The following is a 25,043-nucleotide window of genomic DNA, read 5'->3' as shown; positions in this document are numbered from 1 at the left end:
TTTGTGTCGATTATTATTTAATCTATTAATTATTAACTATTCATTATGGCAAAAATTAAATTAGAATACATTTGGTTAGACGGATACCATCCGACTCAGAACATGAGGAGTAAAACCAAAGTAGAAGAGCACGAAAACTTTCAAGGAACGTTAGAAGAAATTGGAAATTGGTCATTTGATGGATCATCTACCCAACAGGCAGAAGGCGGATCTTCAGACTGTGTGTTAAAACCAGTAGCGATATATCCAGATCCTGAAAGAAAAAATGGATGGCTGGTTATGACGGAGGTATTAAATGCAGATGGTACACCTCACCCTTCAAATGGTAGAGCTACTATTGACGATGAGGATGATGATTTTTGGTTTGGTTTTGAGCAAGAATATTTTATCATGGATGTTGAAACTGAATTACCTTTAGGCTTCCCACGTGGTGGTTATCCGAAACCACAGGGTATGTACTATTGTTCTGTAGGTGGTTTGAATACACATGGTCGTAAATTGGTTGAAGAACATGCCGATTTATGTATTGAAGCCGGATTGAATTTTGAAGGCATCAACCAGGAAGTCGCATGTGGCCAATGGGAATTCCAATTATTCGCAAAAGGCGCAAAACAAGCTGGTGATGAAATCTGGATTGCTAGATATTTATTAGACCGATTAACAGAAAAATACAACTATTACATTGAATATCATCCAAAACCACTAGGTAGGGACATGGACTGGAATGGTTCCGGCATGCATGCTAACTTCTCTAACTCTACATTGAGAACTTGTGGTTCTAAAGCGATCTATGAAAAGATTTGTGAAGCTTTCCGTCCGGTAGTGAAAGAACATATAGAAGTTTATGGTGAATTTAACGATCAACGTTTAACCGGGCTCCATGAAACTGCTGCCATTACTGACTTTACTTATGGAGTTTCCGACAGAGGCGCTTCCATACGAATTCCAATTGCAACGGTTGAAAGAGGATACAAAGGCTGGTTAGAGGACCGTCGTCCTGCATCCAACGGTGATCCATACAAAATCGCTGCAAGAATTATCAAAACAGTTAAGTCGGCTAACATAACCGCTGAAGCAGCTGAAACACTTAATTCGGCAAAGGCATAATCTGAAAAGATTATTTTGTTCATAATAAAAAAGACTGCCAATTGGTGGTCTTTTTTTATTTTAACAGGGTCACATCGCTCAAATTACGCAGTACATCAAATGGTTTAATGTTTATTTCATGGAAAACACCAAAAAGATAAAAAGACCATAAGCAAACACCAAGAAAAATCCTTTAACCCGACTTATTTGAAACTTTTCCTTCACAAACACCATGGGCAACAATATGGCTGCAAACCCAAGCATCCAAATCATATCGCTTGTTAAAATTTTAGGTTCTGTAACATCAATTGGTTTTATTAATGCGGTCAATCCCAAAACAGAACCAATATTAAAAATATTAGACCCAATTAAATTCCCCAAGGAAATGGCCTTTTCTTTTTTTGCCGCTGCTATGACCGATGCTGCCAACTCTGGAACACTGGTTCCAACAGCTACCAAAGAGACCCCTATAACCGCATCACTTACACCGATAGATTTTGCGATTTCCTTCGCACCATATACCAACCAATCACTACCAAAATATAAAGCAATACCTCCAAGAACCAGCCATATAAAAATTTTAAAATTGGATGAAATTGCCAATTCGTCATCAACGGCATCCACATCTTTATCCTTTTTTAATCCCCCTATGAGATACAGTAAAAATAAAATCAATGCCAAAAATAGCGCCGCTCCTTCTATCTCCGTAAGAACATTATCATTATATAAAAAATAGTAAAGTCCCAATGAAAAAATCATCATAACCGGCCAATTCACTTTATAAAATGATCTATCAACGCCTATAGATCCCACCAAAGCCGCAATTCCAAGCACCAAACCAATATTTGCGATATTAGACCCCACCACATTATTAATAGCAATGGCAGGCGACCCCTTTAAAGCAGCTTGCAAACTCACCAATAATTCAGGTGTTGAGGTCGCAAAAGAAACGACGGTCATCCCTATGACCATCTTGGAAATTTTAAACTTAAAGGACAGTGCCACAGAAGATCGAACCAAATACTCCCCGCCTATTATTAATAATATAAAGCCAAGTATAACCCATAGTAAACTCATCGTCTTTGTTTTTTGCGAATATAATTGAAAGTTAATCGTTACAAAGTTAAAAGTTAAAAGATTTTACACCGCTGATTAAATCTACTGTATGTTTCCATTACAGGAAAAATTAATTGCATTCTTAACTCAAGATGCGTATAGCCATAAATTCATGGCAGGATTTCACACTTGTTAACATTCGATTATAAAATTTGGTTAAAATTTACCGCCCTAATTAATTACACTTTAATTTTGATATATACAAAAATCAAAACGATAAGATTATGAAAACAAAACGTATTTTTAAAAATGGGTTGGGCTTTTTTCTTCTTATATCCGTCATATGCATCCCGCTTAACAATTTTGCAAATACCGTAAATTTAAAGTCCATCCAAACCGAAGATGTCATCATTACCATAGATAACAAAACCTCCGACACCGATTTGGAAGAGGTGAAAGCCATGCTCTCAGAACATGATGTAATTGTTACATTTTCTAAAATTAAAAGAAATGAAAATGAGGAGTTAACCGGAATTCGTGTTACATTAGAGGATAAAAATGGTTCACAAACAGTGAGTAGTGAATTTTCCGGTAATCTGCCCATGTCGAAACTCACATTCGGTATTAAGGATGGCACCTTATTTATTAACCAAGGTGACCGACCAAACCACGCCATGTCTTCATTTAATTTTCCAAATATTACGCTGGGATTTCCAAATGACTCCATTTTTGGTCAATCCCTAAGATCGTTTAACTTTCAGGATTTTTTTAGAAGTAGCAATGACAGCATTTTTTTAAAAGAACATGCCGATATCCAGAAACTCATGGAACAGATGCAACAGGGCTTTAATACGGTTATCCCAAAGCGTTCTAAATATAAGTTTATTGATAACCCTGATTTGGATAAACTCATTATCATAAACGGGAAGGAAAGCAATTTTGAAACACTTAATAATTTAGCCGAAACAGATCAATTGGAAGACGTAGAAACGTTAAGCCCAAACATTGCCATGAGTATTTATGGAGACAAAGCCAAAGATGGTGCTATTGTCGCCACTTCAAAAAAATAGCTTTAAAGGACTACTTAATGTAAAGTTAAAATTTAAACGAAAGATGAAATCACCGGAATATGGCTTTTTTTCGATAAAATCAACCTGAGCTTTAAAAATTTAGTCTAAAAATCGCCTACAATTATTTCAAATTATAATTATAAGATTCATTTTTAATTACGATTTAAAACTTTATCGTAGACGACAATTTATTTATTAAAGCTTATCTCGCATTTTTACTTACAGATCTGTATTCAAATCCATTAATTTCCGTTAGATCATTAGGAATAAGGGGCAAATAAAATATATATTGAAAACTCAATCAAGAAGCAAAGTATATTTTATTAACCTTAAAACAAAACCTTATGATCACACTTGCCGAAATAATAATTGATTTTATCCTATCGATTATTATCTAAAAAAAAGTAAAGCTTAGTCTAGAATAAGTTTTACTATTTTTACTTTCTAAAAGAAAGTTTTAATACATGAAAAGGCAAGTATTTAAAATTTTGGCAAAGTTTAATAAAGCTATACTCCCAAGTTATTCAAAAAAGCATTTAGATTTAGCAAAAGCAAGCAAATTACAATTAGCTATTATAGGGTGGCGGTATTTCGTAACGAAAAATGCATTGGACTAGTTTCTATATACATGTGTCGTTCATTCAAAAAAGACCTTCAATCTCTTGAAAGTCTTTACTCATTTGTGACCACGCCAGGATTTGTTTTGATACATCCTGAAAAGCTCCGCTTTGAAAATAAAAAAACCAAACTTATAAATTCAAGAAAGCTTAATTTAACGTTTGGTTTTTTATTTATTCGTGACCACGCCAGGATTCAAACCTGGAACCTCTTGAGCCGTAATCAAGTGCGCTATTCAGTTGCGCCACGTGGCCTTTTAAAGTGGGTGCAAATATAGTATATTTATTAAAACTTCTCCAAATAATTATTTCAAATTTCAATTCATTATTTTTGAATATGGATAAAGCATTATTATTAGAAAAATACGGTCATATCCTGGACGAAAACCTGATTGAGGAGATCTCTAAAATTGGCCTTTTACAATCTTTTGAAAAGAACGACATTATAATAGATATTGGCGAAACCCTTAAATTTATACCGCTTTTACTTTCCGGACATATTAAAATACTCAGAGAGGATAATGAAGGTAATGAGTTACTCATTTATTTTTTGGAAGCTGGAGAAACATGTACCATGTCACTGACCTGCTGCATGGGAACATCAAAAAGTAAAATAAGGGCTGTAGCAGAAAAAGAGTCCACTTTGATAATGGTTCCTGTCCAAAATATGCTGGAATGGTTTAATAATAATGAAAGTTGGAGGATTTTCATTCTGGAAAGCTATCAAATGCGCTTTGATGAAATGTTGGATGCTATTGACAATATTGCATTCATGAAAATGGATGAACGTCTGTATAAGTATTTACGGAATAAATCCCAGCTAAATAATTCAAAGAGCATCATCGTAAAACATCAAGATATTGCCGAAGATTTGCATACCTCAAGGGTTGTCATCTCCAGATTGTTGAAACAATTGGAAAATGAGCATAAGATTAAATTAAGTAGAAATAAAATTGAATTATTATTATAACCTAACGTATCGCACTTTACCAAATAAAAAATTGATTTTTTAAAAAAAACTAAATAACAACGTTTTATGGAATTCATATTAAATCCCTGGCCCTGGTTCATTTCTGGCCCTCTAATTGCCCTTGTAATGGCTTTACTGCTCTATTTCGGAAAAACCTTTGGAATGTCCACAAACTTGAGAACGTTCTGCGCAATTGGTGGAGCTGGAAAATTTTCCAACTTTTTTAGGTTCAATTGGAAGGATCAATCCTGGAATTTAACAGTGGTTATCGGCGCTGTTATTGGTGGATTTATCGCGACACAATATTTATCGAACGACAGTAAAACAGATTTGAATCCCATTACGATTGAAGAACTTAAAACCATGGGGTTTTCCAATTCAGGGGCCAATCTGGTACCTAACGAAATGTATAACTGGGAAGCTGTAAGTACTACTAAAGGTCTTTTATTGCTCATTATTGGCGGATTCCTGGTGGGCTTTGGAACACGCTATGCAGGTGGTTGTACTTCCGGTCATGCTATTACCGGTTTAAGCAGTTTACAGAAACCATCCTTATTGGCTGTTATTGGTTTCTTTATAGGTGGTCTAATCATGGCCAATGTTATCTTGCCACTAATCTTCAACTCCTAACGACATAAATTTATAAAAGTGAAATATTCAAAATTTTTATTGGTTGGTATATTCTTTGGAATCGTTTTGGTCAAATCTGAAGCCGTTTCCTGGTACCGCATTTACGAGATGTTTCGGTTTCAATCCATACATATGTATGGCATTATCGGAACTGCCATTGCATCGGGAATCCTGTTTTTGCAACTTTCAAAAAAAGCTCATTTAAAAAACCTGGAGGGCGTAGATCTCTTTGTTCCAAAAAAGGAAGAAGGATTTATTAGAACCCTTGTAGGCGGTAGCATTTTTGGGTTGGGCTGGGCATTAATTGGGGCTTGCCCCGGGCCTATGTATATCTTACTTGGTACAGGTGTGTTCAGTATGCTCATTGTTATTGCTGCTGCCGTTTTAGGAACCTTTTTATATGGTATTTTAAAAGATAAATTACCTCACTAATGGATAGCAACCATCTTTTAGGCTATATCGGTGCGCTTATTGTTGGTCTGGTTCTGGGTCTAATCGGTGGTGGAGGCTCTATTCTAACCGTACCGCTGTTGGTTTACCTTTTGGGATATAATCCGGTTACGGCCACAGCATACTCTCTTTTTGTGGTCGGCACAACCTCATTAGTTGGTACCTATCAAAAACATAAAAAAAAGTTAGTAGACTTTAAAGTCGGCCTCGCCTTTTCCTTTCCTTCCTTTTTGGCCGTTTACTTGTCGAGACGATATTTGGTACATAATATTCCTGAAACCCTCTTTACAATTGGCCATTATGACTTCACAAAGGATATGGCTATAATGATATTCTTTTCTCTCATTATGCTCATTGCTTCTGTTTCCATGATTAAAACAACGGCCATAACAGATTTGAAAAAGAAAAAGCAAAGCTATTATAAAACATTTCTTCAAGGTGTAATTATTGGAACTATAACTGGAGTAATTGGTGCAGGAGGTGGATTTTTATACGTCCCTGCCCTGGTGCTTTGGGCCAATATCCCCATGAAGAAAGCTGTGGGTACCTCCTTGGTAATAGTTACCATTAATTCTTTAATAGGATTTTCAGGAGATATACAAACCTTAGAAATTGAATGGCTTTTCCTTCTTATATTTACATTAATTTCTATTATGGGTATTTTATTAGGGGGATTTCTTTCTAAATTTATTAGTGGAGAAAAATTAAAAAAAGGATTTGGTCTTTTTACCTTGCTAATGGCAATATATATTATTTACAAAGAGATAAACTAAAACCTATGTGACAAAGGTCACAAAACATTGCATGCGATTCAATTATTTTTGAAGGCAAATGGTTTGAATATAAAAAACTAATTATGAAAATAGAACAAATATACACCGGTTGCTTAGCCCAGGGGGCCTATTATATCGAATCAAATGGCGAAGTGGCTATAGTGGATCCACTTAGAGAGACCCAGCAATATGTGGATAAAGCGAAAAAGGAACATGCAAAAATTAAATATATTTTTGAAACTCACTTTCATGCCGACTTTGTATCCGGGCATGTGGATTTAGCTAAAAAAACTGGAGCAACTATTATTTATGGTCCCGGTGCCAAAACAAATTATGACATTCATGAAGCAAAGGATAACGAAGTGTTTAAGTTAGGCGATGTCCGTATTAAAGTACTGCACACCCCGGGACACACCTTAGAATCATCAACTTTTCTTTTATTTGATGAGCAAGGTAAGGAACATGCCATTTTTTCCGGGGACACCTTATTCCTGGGGGATGTTGGTCGTCCCGATTTAGCCATCAAGTCTGATTTAACCAAAGAAGATTTGGCAGGAATGTTATTCGACTCATTGAGAACTAAGATTATGCCATTGCCAGATGATGTTATTGTATATCCGGCTCATGGTGCTGGTTCCGCTTGTGGTAAAAATTTAAGTAAGGAAACCGTTGGTATTTTAGGCGAGCAAAAGAAAACAAATTATGCTTTACGGGCCGATATGACTCGCGAGGAATTTATCGATGAAGTCTTAAATGGCATCTTACCCCCACCTCAGTATTTTGCCAAAAATGCCATGATGAATAAATCAGGTTATGATGAATTTGAAACCGTTCTCAAAAAAGGGGACACGCCTTTGGATCCTGAAATTTTCGAAGCAATAGCAAACCAGGAAGGAGCTTTGGTTCTCGATGTTAGATCTGAAAAGGAATTTGTTCAGGCTCATATACCCAACTCCATTTCTATTGGACTTCATGGTAGTTTTGCGCCATGGGTCGGGGCCTTGATTACGGACCTGAAACAACCTATTTTATTGGTAACACCAGAAGGTAAGGAAAAAGAAACGGTTACGCGCTTATCGCGTGTAGGCTATGACAACACCTTAGGGTATTTGGATGGAGGCATTCAGGCATGGATCAATGCTGGTAAGGACATTGAACATATAGAGTCCATTTCTGCCAATGCGTATGTAGAACGTATAAAACATGGAGCAGATTATACCCTGGATGTTAGAAAAGATGGCGAATACCAATCCGAACATTTAAAAGGCAAACATGTACAACATTTTGCTCTTGATTTTATTAATGACAATATGAGTGCCATTGATAAAGACAAAACCTATTACGTGCATTGTGCCGGAGGATATCGATCTGTAATTGCCGCTTCCATTTTAAAAGCCCGAGGTTTTGACGTTATTGATATTGCCGGTGGCTTTGACGCGTTGAAAAAAACCAATTTACCTAAAACCAATTATGTTTGCCCCTCAACGCTGGAATAAAGTTATAAGGTATGCCGTTATGACCCATATTCAGGTATCTCGTCAATGAGGATTAATGAACAACCTGCTTCCATGATGTATTGTCCTTCGATAAGAACATCAAATAATTTCTGCGCTCAATCCCGCATCCAATAGCATGGTACAACGGGGCTTTAAATCATTATAGGATCCGGTCTTAACCGTGCATTTACCCTTATAATGTACAATTATAGAACATTGTTCAGCCTGTTCTGCTGTATGGTCACAAGCATAAATAAGGGTCTCAATAACATGATCAAAGGTATTAACATCGTCGTTATATAGGACAATCTCATTCTGCGTACCAACCTTCTCTTTGAGTAATATATCTTCTAACGTTTTTTCTTTTGAACTCATGATTTTATTTCATTTTCAGACATTTATCATTACTAATTTAAAAATTTTAAAGAAACCCAATTGTTCCGTTCCAATTTTTCTTCAAACTTTAACAAATGCTTTTCGCATTCCGCTTGCACAGCAGGAAGATCCTCATTATAAAACCCACTTACAAACAACATTCCTTTAGGATTTAAACAGGATACGTATGTTGCCATGTCCTGAAGCAAAATATTCCTATTGATATTGGCTAGAATGATATCGTATGTCTTAGGTTTCAATACAGAGGCATCACCCTCAATTACGGTTATGGCCTTACAGTCGTTACGCTCAACATTTTCAATACTGTTCAGGTAGCACCAATGATCATAATCTACAGCGTCTATAGGTTTAGCTCCCTTTTTTTCAGCCAAAATGGCTAAAACCCCAGTTCCACAACCCATATCCAATAATGACTTATTCTTAAAATTATTATTTAAAATATGCTGAATCATCAGGTGGGTCGTTTCGTGATGCCCTGTTCCAAAGCTCATTTTAGGTTCAATAATAATATCGTAAGGCGTGTTTGGTATGGCGTGAAAAGGTGCACGGACAGTACACACATCATCGACAACTATGGGATTGAAATTCTTTTCCCATTGGGCATTCCAATTCGTCTGTTCAATCTCTTCGAAAGTGTAAGTTATTTCAAATTCGTCCGATTTCAAAATGTGTATGTCCTCCAAAATGGATTCAAAAAAGACCTTCTTTTGAATATAAGCCGTAAGACCTGTATCTGTCTCAACAAAGCTTTCAAAACCGGCAGATCCCAATTCTGCAATCAAAATATCAACCGCAGGTTGCAGCGGCATCACTTTAAAATGGTATCCAAGATAGATTTCGTTTGACATTTCTAACAATTTTTCGCTCTTATGGAATGGTAATCAAATACAGGCAGAGACAAATCATTTGACCTGAATCCAGTACCATTTACTCCTGTTAGGAGAATATTGGAATGAACTGATGAACGCGGAGACGGTGTGGGCCTGACTACCCTTAGCCTCTTAAAATTTAAAAGGCATTGACGATAGCAAAAAAATCTTCGGCATTTAATGAAGCACCTCCTATTAAACCGCCATCGACATCCGGTTTGGTAAAAAGTTCCTTAGCATTGCTTGGTTTACAACTACCACCATAGAGTATGGAAACTCTATTGGCAATATCATATCCAAACTGATTGGCCAAGGTTTTTCTTATAAATGCATGCATGTCCTGTGCTTGTTCAGGAGTTGCAGTTTCCCCGGTACCAATGGCCCAAACAGGTTCATAGGCGAGAATAATATCCTTAAATTTCCATCCCGGCAAGTGGAATAGGGCATTTTTTATTTGACTTGCCACAACCATTTCCTCATTTCCCGATTTCCTATCGGCCAACTCTTCACCAAAACAAAAAATAATGCGCATATCGTGGTCTAATGCGGTATCTACTTTTTTGGCAAGCGCCTCATCCGTTTCATTAAAATACTCGCGTCGTTCACTATGACCCAAAATAACCGTATTCACTCCAATACTTTTTAACATCCCCGCACTTATTTCACCAGTGAATGCTCCATTTTCTGCATAATGCATGTTCTGTGCAATGACTTCAATATTTAATCCTTTTAAAGACTCAAAAGCATGGTATAGATTGGTAAAGGCTGGAGCTACCATTACTTCTGCACTCGACGTTTGTATTTGTTTTTTTAAATTGATCAACAACGCTTCAGTTTGAACTAAATCGTTATTCATTTTCCAGTTTCCTGCAACAATTTGTTTTCTCATAATAATGAACTTAGACTCTTTGCGTAAAGGTTATTTTATTATATCTAATGATGATTTGTCAAAAATACTATTTTTTTAACGCCTTTAACAACTTATTGTCATCGGCTTTTATGGCTTTAAATATTTCTATTTTTCCCGCTTTATTTATTACCATATATCTCGGAATCCAATCGATTTTTACAAAATCGGCAAAAGGTCCCTGTTTCCCTTTAAACATAAAGTAATGTTCCCCTTGCACTCCATGCCTTTCAATCCCTTTTTTCCAGGCCTCTTCACTTCGGTCCAGTGACAAAAAGATGTAGACCACATCTTTATAACGGGATTGCAGATCTTTTACCAGGGGTAACCCAACTAAACAGTCCTTACACCACGATGCCCAAATATCGATTAAAATGGTTTTCCCTTTATGGGGCTGTAAAATGGCTTCTAAATCTCTTGTTCCACCATCTAAAGTCGTAAATGTGTCCTCCAGAGTTGCTTTATTAAACTTTTTCTTGTTTACAAAATCACAACTATAAAAACAGATTAACAGTAATAATAGGGAGGTTTTTTTCTTCATATTTATTGTAATTTTACTTTGGGATCTAACCATACATAAATTAAGTCGACTAAAATATTAATCATTACAAATACCGTGGCAACGACCAGGACCGCTCCCATAATTACGGGTAGATCCAAAGTATTAAGGGCATTTACGATCTCCTTACCCAAACCATTCCAACCAAAAATATACTCCACAAAGACTGCCCCTGCCAACATGGATGCAAACCATCCCGAAATGGCCGTAACAACAGGATTCAAAGCATTTTTTACCGCATGCCTTTTTATGATTTGAAATTCACTTAGCCCTTTCGCACGTGCGGTTCGGATATAGTCTTGACTTAAGACTTCTAACAAAGAATTTCTCATCAATTGAACAACCACCGCCAAAGGACGAATACCTAATACCACCGATGGTAATAGGATGTTTTTCCATTTAATATGCATGGCTTCTCCAAAGTCATCCAATTCATATAAGCTCCCTGTCATTTCTAAATGGGTATACTCATGGAGCACAAACCCGAATACCCACGCAAATAGTATCGCACTAAAAAATGAAGGTACACTCATACCCATTGTGCTCAACACCTGTATGGATTTATCCAACCATTGATCTTTAAACAAGGCCGAAATTATTCCTAAAAGAAGTCCGATAACTATAGCAATGATAATGGCCGATATGGCCAAAATAACAGTATTGGGCAAGGTTTCAGCTAACACTTTTGTGACTTTTTTACCCTGTTTGGTAAAGGATTCACGCAAATAGGGTGTTTTTAAAACGGCATTAATGTTCCCAAAAGAAAACAATACCAGGGCACGATATTTACCATCCCTTAAAAAGGTATAATCTTCTGGCCTTTGAGAATGCAAGGATAAAGGGGATAAATCGTTTAGATAGTATAAATACTGTATACTTACCGGTTGATCAAATCCATATTTTTGTCTTACCAAAGTTAATTGTTCACTGTCGTCATTTTGCCCCATCATCATTTGTGCCGGGTCACCTGGAAGAACATTAAATAAAAAAAATATAACCGTTATCACTCCAAACAAAGTGAGTATCGCGTAAGTAATTTTATTTAAAAAATAGTTTAGCAGTTGTATAGGACGCGTTATAAAATGTTAAAAATCCAAATCTTCAATATCATTCCAATGTACTTTTTGTTTGATCGTCCCTTTATGCAACTTCAAAACTCCAGGATTTGATCGAACTACCGTTTTTAAAGCCTTTTCATCGCACAAATACCATTCAAAATCAATATCATAAGCATCACTTATAATCTTTTTAGTTTCAGGACCGGAAGCGGTTAAACCAATGATATTATACCCATTATTAAGAGCCCTCTCCTGTAAGGCTTTAAGTTTCACGACACCGCCACTTTCAATGGTCTCAAGACTGTATGATATGACAAGTATTAAATGTTCCTCATTTAAAAACGTATCGGTTAAATCCTCGTCTTCACTTTCAATAGAAAAATCAACAATGGGAGGCATATACCCTTCCTTGATAACCTTGGTATCCACTCCTACAAATTCTCCCTCAATGGATGGATAAGATCCATCAGTAACAATAACCTGTTCTTTACCATTAACCCTGAACGTCCACGTGTACTCCAATACCGGTTTTGGAGCATCTTCAGGAGTGTCCATGCCTTCTTTTATGTTATTCCCTATTTTATATGCTCTAAAATCTATAGTTGGTAAATGCATTAAAACATGATATCCAAACCATAAACAAAAAATAAAGCTTAATAAAGCTACAACCGATAGCGTTAACGTCTTAAATATTGGTTTTACGTATTTCCTTCCAAAAAATAAGACTAAAATTAAAAGTAATAAAACGAGGTCTTTAGTAAAACTTTCCCAGGGGGTCAATTTTAAAGCATCGCCAAAACAACCACAATCTTTTACCTTATCAAAATACGCCGAATAAAAGGTTAAAAAGGTAAAGAATACGATCATTGCCAATAAACTCCATATCGTAAATTTTGGTTTGTAGCCAATTAACAGAAAGACCCCTAAAATCACCTCGAAAACAACCACAAATACAGAAATTCCCAAAGCATAAGGTTCTAAAAAAGGCATATTTAAAACGTCTACACTAAAATACTCCTGCAATTTATAAGAAAATCCCAGGGGATCATTCAGTTTTATTAATCCGGAAATGATAAATAAAACCCCTACAAATATTCGAGAAATCAATACTAATATCTTCATAATTCTTTTTGTCCTGCCAAAGCAGGTATCATTTTAATTGAAACATGGTGTTTAATAAAGACGTGAGTGCTGTCCTTAAAGGAATGCCCATTTCTATTCTTCATTTAAATGTATTAAAGCAAAAACGGCATAATTGATCATATCCTGATAATTGGCATCTATGCCTTCACTAACCACTGTTTTACCTTTATTATTTTCAATTTGTTTAACGCGCAAAACCTTTTGCAAGATCAAATCGGTTAAACTGCTAACCCGCATATCTCGCCAGGCTTCACCATAATCATGGTTTTTATCTTCCATTAATGTTTTGGTAATAGCAATTTGCTTATCATACAACTCGGCAGCTTCTTTGGTGCTTAAATCAGGATGTTCGGCTATTCCTTTTTCTAACTGAATTAAAGCCATTATACAGTAATTAATAATACCTATAAATTCACTTTCCTCACCTTCATCTACCTTTCGCACTTCATTTTGTTGTAAACTGCGTATGCGTTGGGCTTTTATAAATATTTGGTCCGTCAATGACGGTAAACGTAAAATCCGCCATGCACTGCCGTAATCCCCCATTTTTTTTACAAATAGATTTTTACAGGTCTCTATGACCGCATCATATTGTTTTAAGGTGTCTTGCATAAATAAAAATCAATTTGGGGTAAATTTCGCATAAATTATTAGAAAGTTCAAAGTTTCATTTATAAACTTTCAAGTTACTTATACAAACAGCATATTGAATGCACCAATAATTGTTTTAAAAGTCTGTTATACCACTAAAGTGTTATATTTTTACCAGACAATTTGTGTATTCGTGATTAAAACATAAAACATGACTATAAACTGTAAAGGCCAGCTCATCGATTTATCAATTCCTAAAATAATGGGAATTTTAAATGTCACTCCAGATTCATTTTACGATGGTGGAACTTACAACAGTGACACAGCCATTTTAAATCAGGTTGAAAAAATGCTTCATGAAGGGGCCACTTTTATTGATGTTGGTGCATATAGCTCCCGACCAAATGCCGATGTCGTGACTGAAGGTGAAGAACAAAAACGCCTTCTACCTGTTATTACTTCCATTTTAAAACGTTTTCCGGAAATATTACTTTCTGTGGATACATTTCGAAGTCAAATTGCCAGGCAGTGCATTGAAGCCGGGGCTGTTTTGATAAATGATATTTCTGCGGGAAAGTTGGACGACAACATGTTGCCTACCATTGCCGATTTAAAGGTCCCTTACATCATGATGCACATGCGTGGTACCCCCCAGACTATGAAACAGCATACGCATTACGACCATTTAGTGAAGGACATTTTATTCTATTTCTCTGAACGCATTGCTGCTGCAAAAGCGTTAGGTATTATTGATGTGTTGGTTGATCCCGGATTTGGTTTTGCCAAAACATCAGAGCAGAATTTTCAGTTGTTAAACCAATTGGAATTATTTCAGCTCATTGAAAAACCGATAGTAGTCGGGTTATCCAGAAAATCTATGATTTATAAAACTTTAAAAACCTCAGCGCAGGAAGCATTAAACGGTACCATCGTTTTAAATACCATAGCCTTACTAAAAGGAGCTTCAATTTTGCGTGTTCATGACGTCAAGGAGGCCATGGAGTGTATGACCTTAGTCCAACAGTTAAAAGTTAGAAGTTAGAAGTTATGAAATATACGTTGCTATTGGCTTGGACGCTATTAATCCTTTCCTGCAATAACAAAACAATCATTCAGTTAGCTGAAATTGATCATTCTAAAATAAATCAAATCAGGGAGGTGTCCGCTGTATATTTATTTTATGATGAAACCCAAATAGACAGTGTGAGACTCAACAGAAAAAATAGTATTAGCACTACCAACTGGCTGGTTAATGTCGATAAGCGTTTAACCTTAAAACAAGTTATCCCCCATATCAAATTTGTGCAGGATAAAAAACAACAGGCAGGGCACCATAACCCGAATGCTAAAAATTATTTTACTTGTCATGATACCAGTAGAAACAATTTGGGTTTCCTGGAGTTTACTAACACAAAATTTGAAGATGAGGTGTCCGATCAAGTCTTTTTGAACGAAGCCGAAAGATCCCATGTCATCCATATCCGTGTCGGTTCATTATCACAAATCCAAATAACATGCTTTTTTGATACCTTGGCCTTTAAATGGTCAACTATTGAAAATTTGAAAAATGACATGACATCGCTTTGGCCTCAGGACAATAAATACACAAAAATTATTCTGAGCTTCGATAATAAAATGAGTTTTCAAGATTATGTAACTATAAAATCTGTGTTATCAAATATTGAAATGGAAAATGTTGTAATATCAAATACGGAATACATTCTTAATTAACCATATTTTACTAAATTTACCAAAATCACCAACCTTTGGATATCTTTAAAGATCTTTTAAAATTTACGGTTGTAGACGTTATAGACGTTATACTGGTTGCCCTACTCCTCTACTATCTCTATAAATTGGTTAAAGGTACCGTTGCTATTAATATATTTATTGGTATTATCATCATATATGGCGCCTGGCAATTAACCGACTTCCTTAACATGGAATTGTTAAACGGTATTTTTGGTGGTTTTATGAAGGTTGGAATTATAGCCTTAATTGTAGTCTTTCAGCCTGAAATTAGAAAGTTTTTGCTCATGGTGGGTTCTACTAACTTTGGAAAACGTGGTAAATTCATAAAACAATTCAAATTTTTAAAAACTGAGGCTACAGACACAACCGATGTCGAAGCTATAGTTTCCGCCTGTAATAAAATGGCCATGACTAAAACCGGAGCTTTAATCGTGTTGGAACGTAACAACAACCTTGATTTTTTATTGGCTTCTGGTGATGAAATGAATATTAAAATCACCCAACCCATTATTGAAAGTATTTTCTTTAAAAACAGTCCGTTGCACGATGGTGCCATTATTGTCAGCAACAATATTGTAAAAGCCACCCGAGTAATTCTCCCGGTAAATAATGAAAAATCAATCCCACAACGTTTTGGACTGCGTCATCGTGCTGCCATTGGTGTTACAGAGAAAACCGATGCTCTGGCCCTGGTCGTTAGTGAAGAAACAGGCCATATATCCTATTTTAAGGATGGTGAGTTTGTAATTTTTGAGAATACGGATGAATTGATTAAAATTATTAAAAACGATTTAGTTTAATTCACAGGTAGTAAAGGAAGACCTAAAACACTTCTTCTTTTTGCAGAAATTGTACCTGATAAAGGTGTTTGTAATACCCGTCTTTCTTTTTAAGCAATTCCTTATGAGTACCTTGCTCAACAAGCCTTCCCGATTCCATCACTAAAATTTTGTCTGCTTTTTTTACAGTGGCTAAGCGATGGGCAATAATTATGGATGTTCTGCCCTTAGTAATCTTGTCAGTAGCATTTTGAATGAGCTGTTCGGAATACGAATCAACGGAGGATGTCGCTTCATCCAATACTAAAATACTTGGGTTCGTTACATAAGCTCTCAGGAAAGATATGAGCTGTCTTTGACCTGAAGACAGCATGGCCCCTCGCTCTTTAACGTTATAATGATATCCGCCGGGTAAACTGCTTATGAATTCATGAACACCTATGGCTTTAGCAGCCTCGATGACTTCAGCTTCTGAAATTTCCGGATGGTTAAGGGTAATATTATTTAAAATAGTGTCGGCAAACAAAAACACATCCTGTAACACCACTGCAATTTGGTTGCGTAAGGAGGCTAAAGTCACTTCTTTTATATTCATGCCATCGATGGTAATAAGACCATCATGAATTTCATAAAAACGATTCAATAAATTAATAATAGTGGACTTTCCAGCTCCAGTAGCACCAACAATAGCCACTGTTTCACCTGCATTTACTTGAAAAGAAACCCCTTTAAGGACTTCCTCATGTTCCACATAACTAAATCGCACCTTTTCAAATCGAATCGTACCTTCAAAGTGCTGTGCTACATAGGTTCCCGCATCATCAATTTGTGAAGTGGTGTCCAATACCTTAAACACCCTATTGGCCGCAACCATGCCCATTTGCAAGGTGTTAAATTTATCGGCTATTTGACGTAATGGCCTGAACAGCATAGGGATATACATAATAAAAGCGATCAGCACACCTTGTGTCACATTAGTGTCCAAAACCACATTTAATCCACCATACCAGGCTACCAAACCTATGGTAACTGAAGACGCTAAATCTGCAATGGGAAAAAAGAAGGAGTTATACCAAACGGTTTTCAACCAGCCCTTTTTATGACGTTCATTTATGGCTTTAAATTTTTTGTACTCAATATCTTCTCGGGTGAATAACTGCAGAATTTTCATTCCGGTTAAACGTTCCTGGACAAATGAATTCAAATTGGACACTTCGGTACGCACCTCCTCAAAAGCCCTTTTCATATATTTTTGAAAAATTCGGGTAGCATAGATTAATACCGGTAGCATGATAAAGACGATTAAACTCAACTTTAAATTAGAATAAAGCATAAAAGTAAACACCACGGTCATGGTCAGTAAATCTCTAATGATCATAAACAGCCCTTGACCAAAAATATCCGCGATGCGCTCCATATCTGTAACTGCACGGGTAATAAGGACGCCCACAGAGGAGTTATCAAAATATTTCATTTTAAACTTAAGCAAATGATCAAAAAGCTTGACACGCACATCCATGACTAAATTTTGCCCCAACCAGGATGCATAGTAAATAAATAATAATTGAAATATGGTCTGCAAAAACAACACGCCCAGCATCAAGACAATATAGAACGAAAAATCCTCCTTTTCCTTCGTAGCAATACTATTATCAATGGCATATTCGGTTATCTTAGGGGTCGCCGCACTCACTACTGCTAAAAGAATAACCAGGAGTACCAATGCGATAAAGACCATTTTATAAGGCCTGATATATTGGAACAGGCGCTTAAATAGTTGAAAATCGAAAATATGTTCTTTTTTTGCTTTCATTTAAAGTTTGATGTCGTCCGGATATGCGACGGCTGTTAAATACAATGCATGTGCGGGAACCGAATATCCGGCCTCACTCCTATCTTTAGACTGTATGATATGATGTAAATCCTCAACCATTATTTTCCCAGTTCCAATACCAATCATGGTGCCAACAATCGCTCTAACCATATTTCTTAAAAACCGGTCAGCCGTAATCCATAACTGCAACTCATCTTCCTTTAAAACCCAATCACAGGCCATCACAGTGCAATGATACGTTTTTACATCGGTATTACTTTTTGAAAAGCATTTAAAATCTTTATAGTCAAATAGTATTTTTGAAGCTTCCTGCATTTTTGAAATATTCAGTTGCTGCTTTACGTAATAGGCCTCCCTACCGGTGAAGGCATTTTTTTTTAAGGCTATTCTATATAAATAGGTTCTGCTTATAGCGTCAAATCGCGCATGAGCATTAGCTTTTACCTGAAAAAGGTTGTGAATGGCTATATCTTTTGGTAAGAAGGCATTCAGTTTATACACCACGTCGGTTTCCACTAAAGCGATTCCTGTATCAAAATGTGCAAACATTTGTTTGGCATGCACTCCGGCATCTGTTCGTCCTGCGCCTGTTAGGGATATCGGTGTTCCCAAAAGGGTGGAAAGGGACTTCTCTATGACTTCCTGTACCGAAAGGGCATTAGGCTGGCTTTGCCAACCATGATAATCGCGGCCGTTATAAGAAAGTTCAATAAAATACCTCAAATGCTTTTTATATTTTTGTCCACAAGACAAAGATATACAGTTTTACAATTTTCGCATTAGTGGAACTCTTAATTATATATTAAAATTAATATGACCAAAATACTGTTGCTTTCAGATACTCATGGCTATATAGATAACGACATATTAAAATATGTAAAACAGGTTGATGAGGTTTGGCATGCCGGTGATATCGGTCACGCCAGGGTTACCGATGCCATAAAGGCCTTAAAACCATTGAAAGCGGTTTTCGGTAATATTGATGATGCCTCTATAAGACAGGAATTCCCGGAACACCATCGTTTTTTATGTGAAGCTGTGGATGTTTGGATAACCCATATTGGTGGTTACCCCGGTGCCTATAACGTGAGCGTCCGCGATGCGATTAGAAAAAATCCTCCTCAACTATTCATTAGTGGCCATTCCCATATTCTAAAAGTAATGCCCGATAAAAAGTTAAACCTGATACACATGAATCCCGGTGCAATAGGTAAATATGGATTTCATAAAACCCGTACCATGCTTCGATTTACCATTGACCACAAAAAAATAGATAATTTGGAAGTTATCGAATTCAATAAAAGATAAAAAACCCAAAGTTTTCACTCTGGGTTTAACGCACTAATACTACTAAGATATTAGGTTTATCGCAATCGATCTACAGATTTTACAAGATCTTCATCCTTTTTAATGGCTTTATTGGCTAAAACCAAAAACACGATAGAAACAATAGGAAGAAGCATCCCAATACCCTTCTTGGAAACTAACGTTTCTCCAGATACATTTAGAGATTGATATACAAAAAATCCTAGTAAAAAAAAGTTTAATATGATATTAAGGCGCCCCAGGATAAATTGAGACTTCCTGTTTTTATATTTGAAAATTGAAATCAAGGATAACAATGCCGAGCCCAAAAACATACTCAAGGTCACCACCTGATCCTCAGCAAATACCCATACGCCTTCATTACCGGTAATCTGGAATAAAGGAAACACAAATATTAACCCCGAAGAGGTTATTGCGGCTAATAATAGATATATGGTTTGTATGCGTTGTAACATGTAATTTTTAATATGGAACGCAAAAATAATAGTTTCTTTTATAATTTAAGCAGTAAAAATTAAAATAAAGTTGTATAATTGCATTAACAATTCTCAACCATCACAATTGCAGATTGTTAATTCTTCAGAATAAAAAATCATTTTTTTCAGAATAACTCAAAAATAAAAGTAAAAAAATTTTCAATTAAACATAAATGTTTGAAATTTCACAATTAAAAGCAAAGAAGCTCTCTGATCTACAAGAGATTGCAAAACAATTACGCGTTCCTAAGTACCGCTCTCTTAAAAAGTTAGATTTAGTATATCAAATTTTGGATGTACAGGCGGCAGATCCAAAGACTGCCAAAGAGATTGCCAAACCCGCCCAGGAACAAAAAGATAATTCTGGCACCCAACAAAAAGATAAACCTGACACTCGAAGACCACGAAAGCGAATGCAGAAAGAGAATACTCCCAAACCTGAACCAAAACAAGAGAGTCAAAATGAGTCCGGTTCTACTAAAAATATGGACGATAAAAAGCAGAAGGAAGACCATGTCGGTGCTAAAGACAAGCAGCATACCCCACCAAAGAAGGAACAAAATCAACCGCATAAGAACAAAAATCAAAAAAGCCCCCATAACAATGGGAACAAGGATAACAGAAACCGCTATCGTGAACCGGATTATGAGTTTGATGCCATTATAGAAAGTGAAGGTGTTTTGGATATCATGCAGGACGGTTACGGTTTCTTGCGATCTTCGGATTATAACTACCTGTCTTCTCCGGACGATATCTATGTCTCTCAATCCCAAATACGATTGTTTGGATTGAAAAAAGGGGATACCGTTTTGGGTCAGGTACGTCCGCCAAAGGAAGGTGAAAAATATTTTCCTTTAATAAAGGTGACCAAAATAAATGGCCAAAAACCTGAAGTTGTTAGAGACCGGGTAGCTTTTGAGCATTTAACACCCTTATTCCCTAAGGAAAAATTTAATATTGCCGAAAGGCAAAGTACCATTTCCACGAGGATAATGGATTTATTTTCCCCTATTGGGAAAGGACAACGAGGCATGATTGTGTCCCAGCCTAAAACAGGTAAAACGATGCTTCTAAAAGATGTGGCCAATGCGATCGCCGCCAATCACCCGGAAGTTTATCTTATGATTTTATTAATCGATGAACGCCCGGAAGAAGTGACAGACATGCAACGAAATGTTAGAGGTGAAGTGATATCATCCACATTTGACAAAGAAGCCCATGAGCATGTAAAGATTGCGGATATTGTTCTTGAAAAAGCAAAACGTTTAGTGGAGTGTGGACACGATGTGGTAATCTTGCTCGATTCTATTACCCGATTAGCCAGAGCCTATAATACGGTGCAACCGGCATCAGGTAAAATATTGAGTGGTGGTGTAGACGCCAATGCGTTGCATAAGCCAAAACGTTTCTTTGGTGCCGCTAGAAATATTGAAAACGGCGGCTCACTTTCCATTATCGCCACTGCACTTACTGAAACCGGTTCGAAAATGGATGAAGTGATTTTTGAGGAATTTAAAGGAACAGGTAATATGGAACTGCAGTTGGATAGAAAAATATCCAACCGTAGAATTTTCCCTGCTATAGACCTGACCTCTTCAAGTACGCGTCGAGACGATTTACTCCTGGATGACAACACCATTCAACGCATGTGGGTTATGCGCAAGTACCTGGCCGATATGAATCCGGTTGAAGCCATGGAATTTATTAACGAGCGCTTTAAGCAAACCAGAAATAATGAAGAGTTTTTAATTTCAATGAATGGTTAAAAGATTTTAAAAATAATGTTCTGTGAAAGCCTTGAAAATACCATTCAAGGCTTTTTTTAACTTTGATGTCATCTGACCAGTCCAATGGTATTACAGATAAGCAAAAAAGCCTTTCATTTCTGAAAGGCTTTATATGTTTTGTAATCCTTAATTTATTAAAGAGCAGCGACGTACTTCGCTAAACCAGACTTTAGGTTAGCAGCTTTATTGGCGTGAATTACATTTTTCTTTGCTAGTTTATCCAACATGGATGCCACCGATGGATACATGGCCTCAGCTTCTTTTTTATCCGTCAATTCACGTAATTTTTTAATAGCAGTACGTGTGGTTTTATGTTGATACCTGTTCGTCAAGCGTTTAGCTTCACTACTTCTTATTCTTTTTAATGCTGACTTATGATTTGCCATTTTATTTTTTTACTTATTAAAATATTGTAGCCCGTAGGGGAATCGAACCCCTCTTACCAGGATGAAAACCTGGCGTCCTAGCCGATAGACGAACGGGCCATTCGGTAATGAGAAGGCAAATATAAATTTAATATCTGCTTCCACAAAATTTTTCAAATAACCTACAACGTTTCCATTGCGGATGCAAAAATACAACTATTTTTAAATGCTGCAAGCCCTAAATAATTTTTTTTATTTTTTTTACTTTAATACGCTTTAGCGAACAATACCCTGCCTTTAGAAGGTTTTCCACTATATACACAAACCCCTTCCTCCGCTACCATATCCAAAGGAATGCAACGAATGGTAGCTTTTGTCAACTCCTTAATTTTATCTTCGGTTTCATTGGTGCCATCCCAATGAGCCGAAATAAACCCGCCTTTATGTTCCAGAACGGTCTTGAAGTCATCAAAGTGATCGACTTCTGTAATGTGGGAATTTCTAAATTCCAGAGCTTTATGAAACAAGGAATCCTGAATTTCATGTAACAGTTGTCCTACCCTTTCAACCACAGTGTCCAAAGCAATAACTTCTTTGGTACGGGTATCACGTCTAGCCAATTCTACCGTACCATTATCCAAATCTTTTGGTCCAATGGCTATACGAATGGGCACCCCCTGCAATTCGTGTTGTGCAAATTTCGCACCTGGTCTAAGCGTATCTCGGTCGTCATATTTAACCGAAATATTGTTTTTAATTAAATCCTGCCTAATGCTGTGTACAACATCTGAAATGGTTTTTAGCTGTTCTTCCCCTTTATAAATAGGGACTATAACCACCTGGTTCGGGGCTAAGCTTGGCGGGAGAACTAATCCGTCATCATCGCTATGGGTCATAATCAGGGCTCCCATCAATCTAGTAGACACCCCCCATGAGGTCGCCCAAACATAATCTTGCTTACCGTCCTTATTCACAAATTTAACATCAAAAGCCTTTGCAAAATTCTGTGCAAGAAAATGGGAGGTTCCGGCTTGCAATGCCTTACCATCCTGCATTAATGCTTCAATGCAAAACGTTTCTTCGGCACCGGCAAATCGTTCATTTTCTGTTTTTACACCTTGAATTACCGGAATCGCCATAAATTTCTCCGCAAAGGTGGCGTATACATTGTTCATTAATTTGGCCTCATCCATAGCCTCAACTTCAGTGGCATGTGCGGTATGCCCTTCCTGCCATAAAAATTCGGCCGTCCGTAAAAACAAACGTGTACGCATTTCCCACCGTACCACATTGGCCCATTGATTTACCAGAATGGGTAAATCCCTGTAGGATTGAATCCAGTTTCTATAAGTACTCCATATTATAGCTTCGCTGGTAGGCCGAACCACTAACTCCTCTTCGAGTTTCGCTTCGGGATCCACACGTAACTTGCCAGGATGTTCCGGATCGTTCTGCAAACGGTAATGGGTTACAACGGCACATTCCTTTGCAAAACCCTCCGCATTTTTTTCTTCGGCCTCAAACAAACTTTTGGGAACAAAAAGTGGAAAATAGGCGTTTTGATGTCCTGTTTCCTTGAACATTCTATCCAATTCTGCTTGCATTTTTTCCCATATCGCATAACCGTAAGGTTTTATGACCATACAACCTCTAACCGCCGAATTTTCTGCAAGGTCTGCCCTAACAACCAATTCGTTATACCATTTGGAGTAATCTTCAGCTCTACTTGTAAGTTTTTTGCTCATACTAGTGTTTTGGCACAAATATTGTGATTATTTGTAATAAAGAAATAGTTTGGCAAAACTAACTATTTTTGTGATGTTCAACAATAAAATTCTAGAGATATGCAATCAAATAACTACCTATTAAGAAAAATGCCAATATTAGCCATTTTAGGGCTAGTTATTGGTTTGACATCGTGCGGTTCATATCAGTATGTTGGAGTTGACAATGATGGTATCTACAATACCGATGAACGACCTGTCCAATACGGGGAAACTGTTGTTGAAATACCCAATCAATCCAATAGTAATTACTACAAAAACTACTTTAGGAACAAATCTCTGGAAGCCGAACTAATAACCGCCGATGACGCTATTTTTACTGATATAGACTCCTACGCAAGTGACAATTTTGTGGAAAATGATTCCCTGACCAATGATTATCAAGGCTATGCTGGTTGGGGACAAGATAGTCAAAGTGTTACCATAAACTACATAGATAATGGTTGGAATAACTGGGGCTGGTATGGAGGCTTTGGTTGGGGCTGGAATAGCTGGAGATGGAACCGTTGGAATAACTGGGGCTGGAACAGTTGGAATAACTGGGGCTGGAACAGTTGGGGCTTTTATGACCCCTTCTGGTGTTCTCCTTTTTACGGCGGATTTTATGGCGGCTGGGCTTTTAACAGTCCGTACAGATATGGTTATCCTTATGGCTATTATGGTTATAACCGGCCTTATAGATCCCGTTATTATGGTTATGGTAACTACTATAGTCCAAGAGTCTCCTACAGTGCAAGCAGACGCGGCAGCTATGCGACTAGTAGAAGAACCAGCAGTGCTTCAAATCTGGCAAATTCAAAATACTACACCTCAAGGCGTGGCAGTGTGGCATCATTGAACAATCGTAGATCCAGTTCGGATATTAGATCAAATACCGTCCGAAGATCATCCGGTAATGCAACTAGAACCTACACCTCAAGTCCTAGAAGTTCATCGTCTTCAACCATAAGAAGAAGTCAATCCTTAACCCCTTCGACGAATTCTACGAGACGCTCCTCATCTTCAAATGTGAGAAGAAGTTCGAGTACTGTTTACCGTTCGTCCCCTTCTTTTTCCAGGAGCAATAGCTCTAATTACAGCAGAAGAAGCAATTCGTCGTCAAATAACAATAGTTACAACAGTAGTCGCAGTAGCTCAAGATCTTCAAGTTCTTACTCTAGACCAAGCAGTAGTAGCAGTAGTAGTGGCAGGAGTTCTGGATCATCCAGAAGTAGCGGTGGCGGCAGAAGGCGTTAATATGAAATCATTTCCGTAATTTTAATATCATTA

General features: G+C 37.0%; 27 protein-coding genes and 2 tRNA genes. 14 read left to right on the top strand and 15 right to left on the bottom strand.

Going from position 1 to position 25,043, the window contains the following annotated elements:
- The first annotated feature begins 45 nt into the window (after window positions 1–45).
- Window positions 46–1,107, top strand: a complete 1,062-nt coding sequence (locus tag MR054_RS16015) for a glutamine synthetase beta-grasp domain-containing protein (protein WP_242158830.1) — start codon at window positions 46–48, stop codon at window positions 1,105–1,107.
- 111 nt (window positions 1,108–1,218) lie between these two features.
- Here the strand turns inward: MR054_RS16015 and MR054_RS16010 are convergent, their stop codons facing one another.
- Window positions 1,219–2,163: a calcium/sodium antiporter gene (locus MR054_RS16010; protein ID WP_242087454.1), complete on the bottom strand. Its 945-nt coding sequence runs from the start codon at window positions 2,161–2,163 to the stop codon at window positions 1,219–1,221.
- A 263-nt stretch (window positions 2,164–2,426) separates the two neighbouring features.
- On the opposite strand from MR054_RS16010, the gene MR054_RS16005 reads away from it, so the two are divergent.
- Together MR054_RS16005 and MR054_RS16000 are read left to right on the top strand one after the other, a co-directional pair.
- Entirely contained in the window at window positions 2,427–3,212 is a 786-nt protein-coding gene (locus tag MR054_RS16005; protein ID WP_242158828.1) for a hypothetical protein, read from the top strand.
- A gap of 464 nt (window positions 3,213–3,676) precedes the next feature.
- A complete protein-coding gene (locus tag MR054_RS16000; RefSeq protein ID WP_242158827.1) occupies window positions 3,677–3,829 on the top strand; it encodes an SsrA-binding protein in 153 nt (50 codons plus the stop codon).
- A gap of 181 nt (window positions 3,830–4,010) precedes the next feature.
- On the opposite strand, the gene MR054_RS15995 is transcribed toward MR054_RS16000, so the two are convergent.
- Window positions 4,011–4,084, bottom strand: a tRNA-Arg gene (locus tag MR054_RS15995).
- 82 nt (window positions 4,085–4,166) lie between these two features.
- Here MR054_RS15995 and MR054_RS15990 point away from each other — a divergent pair.
- The 5 genes from MR054_RS15990 (at window position 4,167) to MR054_RS15970 (ending at window position 8,148) form a co-directional block, all read left to right on the top strand.
- Window positions 4,167–4,799: a Crp/Fnr family transcriptional regulator gene (locus MR054_RS15990; RefSeq protein WP_242087449.1), complete on the top strand. Its 633-nt coding sequence runs from the start codon at window positions 4,167–4,169 to the stop codon at window positions 4,797–4,799.
- 66 nt (window positions 4,800–4,865) lie between these two features.
- Complete coding sequence (locus MR054_RS15985; protein ID WP_242158826.1) at window positions 4,866–5,429, top strand: YeeE/YedE family protein; 564 nt, start codon at window positions 4,866–4,868, stop codon at window positions 5,427–5,429.
- An 18-nt stretch (window positions 5,430–5,447) separates the two neighbouring features.
- A complete protein-coding gene (locus tag MR054_RS15980) occupies window positions 5,448–5,861 on the top strand; it encodes a DUF6691 family protein (protein WP_242158825.1) in 414 nt (137 codons plus the stop codon).
- Window positions 5,861–6,652: a sulfite exporter TauE/SafE family protein gene (locus MR054_RS15975; RefSeq protein WP_242087443.1), complete on the top strand. Its 792-nt coding sequence runs from the start codon at window positions 5,861–5,863 to the stop codon at window positions 6,650–6,652. The genes MR054_RS15980 and MR054_RS15975 overlap by 1 nt, the downstream gene beginning before the upstream one ends.
- An 83-nt stretch (window positions 6,653–6,735) precedes the next feature.
- Window positions 6,736–8,148, top strand: a complete 1,413-nt coding sequence (locus tag MR054_RS15970; RefSeq protein ID WP_242158824.1) for an MBL fold metallo-hydrolase — start codon at window positions 6,736–6,738, stop codon at window positions 8,146–8,148.
- A gap of 99 nt (window positions 8,149–8,247) precedes the next feature.
- On the opposite strand, the gene MR054_RS15965 is transcribed toward MR054_RS15970, so the two are convergent.
- From MR054_RS15965 to MR054_RS15935, 7 genes are all read right to left on the bottom strand, one after another.
- A complete protein-coding gene (locus MR054_RS15965; RefSeq protein ID WP_242087439.1) occupies window positions 8,248–8,523 on the bottom strand; it encodes an ATP-dependent Clp protease adaptor ClpS in 276 nt (91 codons plus the stop codon).
- Window positions 8,524–8,555: 32 nt separating this feature from the next.
- Window positions 8,556–9,392, bottom strand: coding sequence for a 50S ribosomal protein L11 methyltransferase (gene prmA / locus MR054_RS15960; protein ID WP_242158823.1), 837 nt, complete (start codon window positions 9,390–9,392; stop codon window positions 8,556–8,558).
- A 160-nt stretch (window positions 9,393–9,552) separates the two neighbouring features.
- Complete coding sequence (gene tpiA, locus MR054_RS15955; RefSeq protein WP_242158821.1) at window positions 9,553–10,302, bottom strand: triose-phosphate isomerase; 750 nt, start codon at window positions 10,300–10,302, stop codon at window positions 9,553–9,555.
- A 67-nt stretch (window positions 10,303–10,369) separates the two neighbouring features.
- Entirely contained in the window at window positions 10,370–10,861 is a 492-nt protein-coding gene (locus MR054_RS15950; RefSeq protein WP_242158819.1) for a TlpA family protein disulfide reductase, read from the bottom strand.
- 2 nt (window positions 10,862–10,863) lie between these two features.
- On the bottom strand, window positions 10,864–11,940 hold the full coding sequence (locus tag MR054_RS15945; RefSeq protein ID WP_242158857.1) for an ABC transporter permease: 1,077 nt from the start codon (window positions 11,938–11,940) through the stop codon (window positions 10,864–10,866).
- 24 nt (window positions 11,941–11,964) lie between these two features.
- Window positions 11,965–13,059, bottom strand: coding sequence for a BT_3928 family protein (locus MR054_RS15940; protein ID WP_242158817.1), 1,095 nt, complete (start codon window positions 13,057–13,059; stop codon window positions 11,965–11,967).
- 93 nt (window positions 13,060–13,152) lie between these two features.
- Complete coding sequence (locus MR054_RS15935; RefSeq protein ID WP_242158815.1) at window positions 13,153–13,692, bottom strand: DUF1599 domain-containing protein; 540 nt, start codon at window positions 13,690–13,692, stop codon at window positions 13,153–13,155.
- A gap of 190 nt (window positions 13,693–13,882) precedes the next feature.
- Here MR054_RS15935 and folP point away from each other — a divergent pair, with 190 nt between their 5' ends.
- The 3 genes from folP to MR054_RS15920 are packed head-to-tail and all read left to right on the top strand — an operon-like array spanning window position 13,883 to window position 16,223.
- The gene (folP, locus tag MR054_RS15930) at window positions 13,883–14,713 is read left to right on the top strand and encodes a dihydropteroate synthase (protein ID WP_242158813.1); all 831 of its coding nucleotides are present in this window, start codon (window positions 13,883–13,885) and stop codon (window positions 14,711–14,713) included.
- Window positions 14,714–14,718: 5 nt separating this feature from the next.
- Window positions 14,719–15,402 (top strand): hypothetical protein, encoded by a 684-nt coding sequence (locus tag MR054_RS15925; RefSeq protein ID WP_242158812.1) that lies wholly within the window; start codon window positions 14,719–14,721, stop codon window positions 15,400–15,402.
- A gap of 35 nt (window positions 15,403–15,437) precedes the next feature.
- The gene (locus MR054_RS15920; protein ID WP_242087423.1) at window positions 15,438–16,223 is read left to right on the top strand and encodes a diadenylate cyclase; all 786 of its coding nucleotides are present in this window, start codon (window positions 15,438–15,440) and stop codon (window positions 16,221–16,223) included.
- Between the two features lie 22 nt (window positions 16,224–16,245).
- On the opposite strand, the gene MR054_RS15915 is transcribed toward MR054_RS15920, so the two are convergent.
- Window positions 16,246–18,015 (bottom strand): ABC transporter ATP-binding protein, encoded by a 1,770-nt coding sequence (locus MR054_RS15915; protein ID WP_242158810.1) that lies wholly within the window; start codon window positions 18,013–18,015, stop codon window positions 16,246–16,248.
- The gene (gene truA / locus MR054_RS15910; RefSeq protein WP_242158808.1) at window positions 18,016–18,759 is read right to left on the bottom strand and encodes a tRNA pseudouridine(38-40) synthase TruA; all 744 of its coding nucleotides are present in this window, start codon (window positions 18,757–18,759) and stop codon (window positions 18,016–18,018) included.
- 90 nt (window positions 18,760–18,849) lie between these two features.
- On the opposite strand from truA, the gene MR054_RS15905 reads away from it, so the two are divergent.
- Window positions 18,850–19,344 (top strand): metallophosphoesterase family protein, encoded by a 495-nt coding sequence (locus MR054_RS15905; RefSeq protein ID WP_242158806.1) that lies wholly within the window; start codon window positions 18,850–18,852, stop codon window positions 19,342–19,344.
- Window positions 19,345–19,400: 56 nt separating this feature from the next.
- Here MR054_RS15905 and MR054_RS15900 read toward each other — a convergent pair whose 3' ends face one another.
- The gene (locus tag MR054_RS15900) at window positions 19,401–19,817 is read right to left on the bottom strand and encodes a DUF4293 domain-containing protein (RefSeq protein WP_242087417.1); all 417 of its coding nucleotides are present in this window, start codon (window positions 19,815–19,817) and stop codon (window positions 19,401–19,403) included.
- A gap of 194 nt (window positions 19,818–20,011) precedes the next feature.
- On the opposite strand from MR054_RS15900, the gene rho reads away from it, so the two are divergent.
- Window positions 20,012–21,604, top strand: a complete 1,593-nt coding sequence (gene rho / locus MR054_RS15895; RefSeq protein WP_242158804.1) for a transcription termination factor Rho — start codon at window positions 20,012–20,014, stop codon at window positions 21,602–21,604.
- A gap of 155 nt (window positions 21,605–21,759) precedes the next feature.
- Here the strand turns inward: rho and rpsT are convergent, their stop codons facing one another.
- The 3 genes from rpsT to proS form a co-directional block, all read right to left on the bottom strand.
- Window positions 21,760–22,011, bottom strand: coding sequence for a 30S ribosomal protein S20 (gene rpsT, locus MR054_RS15890; RefSeq protein WP_242087413.1), 252 nt, complete (start codon window positions 22,009–22,011; stop codon window positions 21,760–21,762).
- A 27-nt stretch (window positions 22,012–22,038) separates the two neighbouring features.
- Window positions 22,039–22,110 (bottom strand) — tRNA-Glu (locus MR054_RS15885).
- A 146-nt stretch (window positions 22,111–22,256) separates the two neighbouring features.
- Window positions 22,257–23,735: a proline--tRNA ligase gene (gene proS, locus MR054_RS15880; RefSeq protein WP_242087411.1), complete on the bottom strand. Its 1,479-nt coding sequence runs from the start codon at window positions 23,733–23,735 to the stop codon at window positions 22,257–22,259.
- Between the two features lie 99 nt (window positions 23,736–23,834).
- Between proS and MR054_RS15875 the strand changes: the two genes are divergently transcribed.
- A complete protein-coding gene (locus MR054_RS15875) occupies window positions 23,835–25,010 on the top strand; it encodes a hypothetical protein (RefSeq protein WP_242158802.1) in 1,176 nt (391 codons plus the stop codon).
- Window positions 25,011–25,043 lie beyond the last annotated feature (33 nt).

It is taken from the genome of Aestuariivivens sediminis (assembly GCF_022662105.1).
Lineage (GTDB): Bacteria > Bacteroidota > Bacteroidia > Flavobacteriales > Flavobacteriaceae > Aestuariivivens > Aestuariivivens sediminis.
Note: the sequence above shows the minus strand (reverse complement) of the source record. Positions and strands in the feature narration are given on the sequence as shown.